Below are 5,826 nucleotides of genomic sequence, written 5' to 3' on the forward strand. Positions count from 1 at the left end.
TGGGGCTTTTCTTCGAAATTCTCTCCTTGACTGCTTCGGCGGCGTGGAATCCGGGTATGATATAATCTTTTAGAAACCAAAGATCGAGGGAGCCCTTGAAACAGGCAAGAAAAAGATTGCCAAGAAAGATGCCCCTGCCGAAGAAGCTGGTGAAGCCTAAAAAATTTATTTCCCTTAACATGAAACGCCCCTGAATTCAGGGGCGTTTTTTATATGAACAGACAGAAAATCCAACTACTCAATTGAAAAATCAATCCATTCTGAAAATTGTCCAATCCTGCCCAGGTTGTCTGCCGCCCGCACTTGCCAGCGATAAGGAGCAGCGCAGCTGGGTAAGAAAAATTCGGCTTGTATGTCGGTTGTTGTGCCATTTTCGACTCCACCGGGGCTTTCAACAACCCATTCGTAATATGCAATGCCATTGGGGGAATAAACGGAATTCCACTCCAGGAAGATCGTCGACCGGCAACTATAGGATCCACTGGGAGCGATGGGTTCAGGCACACCCAAGGGCTCTGTGGTTGGTGTATATGTGAGGGTGGGAGTCCAGGTTAGAGTCAAAGTTGGAGTAAGAGTCGGTGTCAACGTTTCTGTCGGTGTAAGTGTGGGAGTGATCGTATCATCAATGTCAGGGACAGCTGTTGTCGGTTCTGGCGGCTGTTCTGGAGGGGTTTCCCCTTCGACAATGACCATGACTACCTGGGAGGAAATACTGCCAACACCTGATCCTTCAATGCTTGTTTGAAGTACAAAAGTTCCAGGCTCTGTCGGCTGCCAACCCTGGGTCATGATGCCGCTTTTCAAGGGCTGGCTCAATTGATCAAGGCGCGTTTCTACACCATTCACTATCAGGCGTACGATGGAAACGCCTGAGGACGAGGAAACTAGGCTTTTAACCTGAACCATATCTCCCACAGAGAAATAGGTTTGATCAACCGGGACGATAATCTGCACAGAAGCAACCTCAACCGGCATCTGCGGGGAGCCCGAAAGCTCACAGCTAGCCAAACTAAATCCAGTTACAAGACCCAAGAACAAAAACCAAATTAGTGAAAATTTAGTGTATTTCATTGTTAGCCTCCCTTACTCCATATCTGGCACAACGACCACATCCCAGGGTTGGTCACATGGGGGGGTATCAATGATCAACATGGGCGGCTGTGAGAAATTCGACGAACTACGCCGCAGACCGCGTTCATCAATGGCTACCATGCGATATTGAAAAGCTGTCTCACATCTCATTTCAGTATCGATGAATTGAGTTTCATCCATTGAGATTTCGAAACTTGTCCAAGGCCTGTTAATCACGTTTATTCGCCGCTCAATCAATAGGTGTTCCGCGGGAAGGTGTCGCTCATCCCCTGCCTGTTCAAACGGCAACCAATTCACAATAACACAGCGTTCAGCACCGCCACAATCGTTTGTGGCGCGCAATTGCTGCAATGCTGGGGGGTCTTTAGGGGGACACTTGGGAGGCTCTATGCTGAAGGTAGGTCCTTCATTCAAAACCTGACCATCTGCCACAAGTGTTAAATAAAAATCAAAAACATGTTCGGAGCAAGAGACACCCTGATCAACTTGCCAGGGGCTGTTATTCTGAGCAGGTCTACGGGGGAAGAAGAGATTATTCTCTAATTGGTATTGACCATCTTCGTCGGTCGAGCCCTGCCACAGATGGAAACCAACGTTATTTCCGGCAGGCCAATCGAAATCTGGCGAGACTTCAAATTCGATTCTGATTTCTGTGTAATGGCCTTCAATCCACTCATTCCAGTGAGATAACAAAGTTAATTCAATATTGGCAAGTGGTCCTTCGGGGCAGAAATGCGCTGGAGCAGCAACGCTGGCATGGGCAAACCAATCATTTGCACTGAATCCCCGATGCTCATTTCCCTGTGAAACGCCCAACAAATACCAATACTCATTGCCGCACTCCACATCTCGGTCGATATATTGATAGTCTCCACCCTGTTGAAGGATATCTAGGGCGATCGCCTCTGAGTAGATATTGTGGGAGTCCTGCTCCCCAGGAGGCCCAGTTCGATTCCAGCGTACCAGCATCTGACGGACACCATCTGCAGGCCAATTTGCTTCCGCTGGCAAGTTCCAGTGCACTTTGACACCTTCAGGGTGAACATCTGACGTTAGCTGCAAATCATTGACCAATCCATCCCCACATACCAGAGAATTGACTTCAACCGTTTCATATGCCAAAGCCTGACCTCGCAGGACACCACCGCCACCTAAATAATCGTTCAACGCTGCAGGGTCAAAAGCACTGACCTCCACAAAATATGAATATTCTTCATGGCAGACAACATCTTCATCCAGCCAGGTGAACTGCTGCCCTGGTACCAAACCGCCTCGTTGTAGATCAACCCACTCCTGCGGCAAAATATCGAAAACGATATTGTGATGAGTAAATTTCTTCGTGATTACCGGTGCAATAAGTTGCCCTGCAGGCGCAGCGAGTGCATCTTCAATCGTTAAGGTAATAAGATTACCTGTAGGCTGCGGGTCGATGGAAACGCTGATAGGCAAACCCATCTGGCAAGCACGGTCCCCTTCTTCACAGACTTCTTCCTGCTCAATTTCTACCTCCTGATCTCCCCATAAACCCCGCAAAATATCTTCCAAATCAAGGCCGCCGCCCCATGGGAGAAAATCAGCAGCATCGAAGTTTTCTGCAAAATTCTCAGCCTGCTCACGGAAATGATCTCTCAGCCAATCATCGTCAAAATCATGTTCGGCTGCTGCAGGTGGTTGATCCGGCTGAGCCAGCACTTCAACGATCTCTACACTCGGACGGGATGCCTGCCCCGACGTATCAAAAGCTTGTAAGCTCAATACCCATTGTCCATCCCCCATCTGCACGACCAGGTCAGTCTCGCAGGCTTGTTGGCCGTTACAATCTTGTATGAATTGTGCCCCATCTTGATCAACAACATTTCTCCAGGTAAATGTTAACCTCTCCAATCCCAGGTCATCCTGAGCTGAGCCAACTGCTGCAGCTGTGACCACAGCCGCCCCACCGTTGGGAGGCATGACAACATCAACAAAGACATCAAAGCGTGAGATCTCAGGGGGGGCATCCTCAGGCTGAGGGGGGAGTTCGATGGGTGCTTGATCTTCTTCAGGTTGGACTGGTTCATCTACTGCTGCTGGCTCTTCGTCCGGGAGTTGACCGACATCTTCAAGTTCAGGAGCATCCTCAACGGGAGCATCTGCACCTTCTTCGGGTTGATCGCCTTCCTCGGGCTGAATCTCGTCTCCAACGGCTTGTTCATCATCAGCACCCGCGATTCCATCATCTTGACCTTGAGGAACCGCAGCCATAACACCAATCTGAACGCTGACAACCTCACTGGCGCGCCCTTGCAAATCATATGCCACAACACTGAGTGAATGGAAGCCTGTATTGCTGCCAAACCAGGGAAAAACAGTTTGCAGTGAAGTCTCCCCCGCAGAAATATATTGCTGCGAAATTAACCCATCCTCGAAAAATTCCACCCTCGTCATTCCAATCTCTGAAGTAGCTTCAACAATTACCATCAGCCCTTGCCCAGATGTGATCACCGTTCCATCTTCAGGCATCAGAATTTGTACGCTGGGAGGTTCGCTAAGCAAGCCTAAGGGAGTGCCAGTCTGCTTCAAAGAGTACATTACTAAAACTAGCAGCAAGGCAATGCATATTCCTATAGAAATAATCACAACAAATATTATGGGGCCAGAGTGTTTACGCTTCATGGGAACCACACCTTTAGGATTACTCCATAATCAGTGATCCAGTAATCTTATTATACCCTTAGATTCAAGAAGTAAGTGCAACTTTGCAGGTCGAAAACAGCAATTCTCAATATGGGCTTAATTTCATGTAAAAAGCAGAAACATCTCTAAAACTCAGTGCGTATGGTCACAGAGAAGAAAAATTTGCCAAAAAAACTCCTGTTCCAGAATAATCACAGCTGAGGATTATGAGTCCCCTGACTTAAGAAGGACTCTCACAACCCCCACATGTGGCCTTTTTCTTGTATTTAATACCTTTTTACCCAGATATGGCGGTATGTTAAGTTCCAATAGTCCTATGCTCTAATTATAAGCGAGATCATTCATTTCCAATCATTGAGACTTTTTAGTTTAAGAATCTTTACGCGGGGACCGGCATAATGGCATAGGGAACTTTTTTTATGCAATATTGAGTCTATTGAAAAAACTACCCGGGAAATGGTTCCCGCAGTGATCCCTAACTACGAGGCGTCGGTGAAGGTTCCGAAGTCGGTCGCAACGCCGGCGGAGGTTCCGGGGTTGGCTCATCGGTGGGCTGCGGCGGGGGTTCATCTCTAGTTGGAGGAGGTTCCTGGGTTGGCTTAACGGTGGGCGCGAGTTGGGGCGATGCGGTCGTTGAAGGAGTGGGGCAGTCAACCCAGATGGCGGGATTATTGTCATCGCAGTCCCAAGGGTAAATCTCGATCCAATCATTAAAAGCCTCTTCCCCGTAATCATTTTGCAGGGTATAGCCGCAAACAGATAGGGAAGAGTCCTCCGTCATGTGACAGTCGCCATCCATATCGTAGGCGCTGTCATAACATTGCACGTTGAAGCTCTGCGCTTCACAACCCTGCGGCGCAGCGCAAACTTGAGGGTTATTGTCGTCCGTATCCCAGGGATAAGAAACCAACCAATTGTCAAAGGCATCCTGGCCGTAATCGTTCTTGAGGGTGTATCCGCAGACTGAATCCGCAGCCATCTCCATCATACAGCAGTCGCCATCCATATCGTAGGCGCTGTCATAACATTGCACGTTGAAGCTCTGCGCTTCACAACCCTGCGGCGCAGCGCAAACTTGAGGGTTATTGTCGTCCGTATCCCAGGGATAAGAAACCAACCAATTGTCAAAGGCATCCTGGCCGTAATCGTTCTTGAGGGTGTATCCGCAGACTGAATCCGCAGCCATCTCCATCATACAGCAGTCGCCATCCATATCGTAGGCGCTGTCATAGCACTGGATATTAAAACCCAAACTAGCACAGGCATCCTGACATTCGGGGCCAATAGCGGCATCGTTATCATTGCAGTCCCAGGGATAATTATCCAGCCAGGGCTGGAAGCTACTCTCCAACCAGGCCATGAATTCATCGTCACCGCTGTCGTCATCCACGGTATACTGCGCATAATAAGCTGCTGGGGCCAATAGCTGGTTGAGGTAACAGTCCCCATCCTGGTCGTATTCGCTGTTGTAATATTGGGCGTTGAATATTTTCTCGGCACAGCCTTGCGTTGGAGTTGGAGGAGAATCCGTCGGCAACGGCAAATTGCAGGCTGATAGCATCAGAAAAATTAAGATGGTAACTGACAGGAACAAAACTTTGTAATTCATTCTCTCTCCTTTTGGTAATAAAAACAATTCAAAATGTTACTAGCGAACAGACACTTTGACAAATAGAGGGTTGATCGGCAGGTAAAACCGGGTAAAGTTGTTTTTGCGAGAAAACATATTGCCAGGAGAAAACCATGCCGACCAACCAACTGTATCATACCGGGATTCCACGTTTCAATCATTGTACTCCATAATTTTTCAAAACAGTCGAAAAGTTGGGAGGGTTATGACTGAGTTCACCACCGTTGTCGCCCATTTCGACCAAATTTTAGCGCTCAATCTCAAAAATCAGAATATGTAATACGATTTTTGCTGATCAACTTAAATGGTAAAACAAACTGGAACGACTGAAACTGCTGCAAAGCGATCCCCTGATCAGTGAGTTTGATATTTTGGGCGAAGAACCGCCTCCTGAAGAACATCCCCCTGGTGAAGAGCCGCCACATGAA

The 5,826-nt window shown here is 48.1% G+C and carries 4 protein-coding genes; all 4 read right to left on the reverse strand.

The genetic code is table 11. From position 1 onward, the window contains the following. A partial coding sequence (locus AC3DOM_RS14920; RefSeq protein WP_487919839.1) for a hypothetical protein occupies positions 1-181 on the reverse strand: 181 nt, incomplete at its 3' end. A gap of 53 nt (positions 182-234) precedes the next feature. Continuing rightward, complete coding sequence (locus AC3DOM_RS14925; RefSeq protein ID WP_487919840.1) at positions 235-1,071, reverse strand: hypothetical protein; 837 nt, start codon at positions 1,069-1,071, stop codon at positions 235-237. A 12-nt stretch (positions 1,072-1,083) separates the two neighbouring features. Beyond that, positions 1,084-3,654, reverse strand: coding sequence for an Ig-like domain-containing protein (locus tag AC3DOM_RS14930; RefSeq protein WP_487919841.1), 2,571 nt, complete (start codon positions 3,652-3,654; stop codon positions 1,084-1,086). A gap of 589 nt (positions 3,655-4,243) precedes the next feature. Continuing rightward, a complete protein-coding gene (locus AC3DOM_RS14935) occupies positions 4,244-5,377 on the reverse strand; it encodes a hypothetical protein (RefSeq protein WP_487919842.1) in 1,134 nt (377 codons plus the stop codon). Positions 5,378-5,826 lie beyond the last annotated feature (449 nt).

Source organism: Candidatus Desulfolinea nitratireducens (assembly GCF_982879505.1).